Below are 2,107 nucleotides of genomic sequence, written 5' to 3'. Positions count from 1 at the left end.
AGGGTTTCTACAGTACTCGAATACTGTGCAATCCCTGTGGGAGCGGGCTTGCCCGCGAAAGGGCCTTACAGGCCGAGCTTGGCCATTCGGGCTTTGACGGAAGCTTCGATACCGGCAGCATCCAGCCCGCACTCGGCCAGCATCTGCGCAGGCTTGGCATGCTCGACATAGATATCCGGCAAGCCCAGGTGCAGCAGTGGCTTGACCACCGCCTCACGGGCCAGGAACTCGCTGACCGCCGCACCGGCGCCGCCCATGATGGCATTTTCCTCAATGGTCACCAGCAGCTCATGGCTGCCGGCCATCTCCAGTACAAGCGCCTCGTCGAGCGGCTTGACGAAGCGCATGTCGACCACCGTGGCATCGATCTGCTCGGCCACCTGCAGCGCTTCGGTCAGTTGCACGCCGAACACCAGCAACGCGACTTTCGAACCCTGGCGACGAATCACGCCCTTGCCGATTTCCAGCGGCTCCAGGTCGCCGTCGATCGGCGCGTTGGGGCCGGTGCCGCGCGGGTAGCGTACGGCGGCCGGGCCTTTGTACAGGTGCCCGGTGCTGAGCATCTTGCGCAGCTCGTTCTCGTCGCTCGGCGTCATCACCAGCATGCCGGGGATGCAGCGCAGGTACGAGAGGTCGAAGCTGCCAGCGTGGGTCGGACCGTCCTCGCCGACCAGGCCGGCGCGGTCGATGGCGAACAGCACGTCGAGGTCCTGTACCGCCACGTCATGGATCAGCTGGTCGTAGGCGCGCTGCAGGAAAGTCGAGTAGATCGCCACCACCGGCTTGGCGCCTTCGCAGGCCATGCCGGCAGCGAAGGTGACGGCGTGCTGCTCGGCGATTGCCACGTCGAAGTAGCGCTCCGGGAAGCGCTCGCTGAAGGCGACCAGGTCCGAACCTTCCTTCATTGCCGGAGTGATGCCCACCAGGCGGTTGTCGGCGGCGGCCATGTCGCACAGCCACTGCCCGAACACGGCGGAATACTTGGGCCCGCTGGGCTTTTTCGGCGCGGCGGGCTTGTCGACAGGTTCGAGCTTGGTGATGGCGTGGTAGCCGATCGGGTCGACCTCGGCGGGGGCGAAACCCTTGCCTTTCTTGGTGACCACGTGCAGGAACTGCGGGCCCTTGAGGTCGCGCATGTTGCGCAGGGTGGCGATCAGCGTCGGCAGGTCATGACCGTCGATCGGGCCGATGTAGTTCCAGCCCAGCTCCTCGAACAGGGTGCCGGGCACCAGCATGCCCTTGGCGTACTCTTCGGTGCGCCGGGCGATCTCCCAGGCGCCGGGCAAGCGCGACAGCACTTTCTTGCTGCCTTCGCGCATGCTCGCGTAGGTGCGGCTGGACAGGATCTTGGCCAGGTAGTTGGACAGCCCGCCGACGTTGCGCGAGATCGACATGTCGTTATCGTTGAGGATCACCAGCATGTCGGCATCGACTTCCTGGGCATGGTTCAACGCTTCGAAGGCCATGCCAGCGGTCAGCGCGCCGTCACCGATCACGGCGATGGACTTGCGCGGGTCGTTCTGCAGACGGGCGGCGATGGCCATGCCCAGTGCGGCGCTGATCGAGGTGCTCGAGTGGCCGACGCCGAAGGTGTCGTACTCGCTCTCGCTGCGGCGCGGGAAGGCAGCGACGCCGTCTTTCTGACGCAGGCTGAGCATGCGCTGGCGACGACCGGTGAGGATCTTGTGCGGGTAGGCCTGATGACCGACGTCCCATACCAGACGATCGTCCGGGGTGTCGAAGACGTAGTGCAGGGCGATCGTCAGCTCGATGACGCCCAGGCCTGCGCCGAAGTGCCCACCGGTCTGGCCCACGGTATAGAGCAGCTCCTGGCGCAGTTCGTCGGCCAGGCTCTCCAGGTCGGCTTCGGCTAGCCGGCGCAGGCCGGCTGGCGTGTCGGCGCGGTCCAGCAGAGGCGTGACCGGGCGTTCGCGGGGGATCTCTTGAAACGTCGTGGGCATCAGGCGAGTCGTTATAGGTTTGAAGACGCGGCAGTTTACCCCATTGTGGGAAAAGTGCCCATTGGACCACGGGTTACGCCGACCCTGTGGGAGCGGGTTTGCCCGCGAAGACGGCGGTAGGCCCGGCATCGCATTCGCGGGTAAAC

The 2,107-nt window shown here is 65.5% G+C and carries 1 protein-coding gene; it reads right to left on the bottom strand.

The genetic code is table 11. The features are described 5' to 3' along the window. Positions 1-65: 65 nt before the first annotated feature. Positions 66-1,961 (bottom strand): 1-deoxy-D-xylulose-5-phosphate synthase, encoded by a 1,896-nt coding sequence (gene dxs, locus APH44_RS28760; protein WP_054895654.1) that lies wholly within the window; start codon positions 1,959-1,961, stop codon positions 66-68. Positions 1,962-2,107: the final 146 nt, after the last annotated feature.

The sequence above is a fragment of the Pseudomonas sp. NBRC 111143 genome, assembly GCF_001320965.1.
Lineage (GTDB): Bacteria > Pseudomonadota > Gammaproteobacteria > Pseudomonadales > Pseudomonadaceae > Aquipseudomonas > Aquipseudomonas machongensis.
This window is presented reverse-complemented; position numbering and strand designations above follow the sequence as displayed.

What these genes read in the sequence shown, in the direction of transcription:
- dxs (WP_054895654.1), bottom strand. Translation starts at nt 1,961, where the DNA reads ATGCCCACGACGTTTCAAGAGATCCCCCGCGAACGCCCGGTCACGCCT.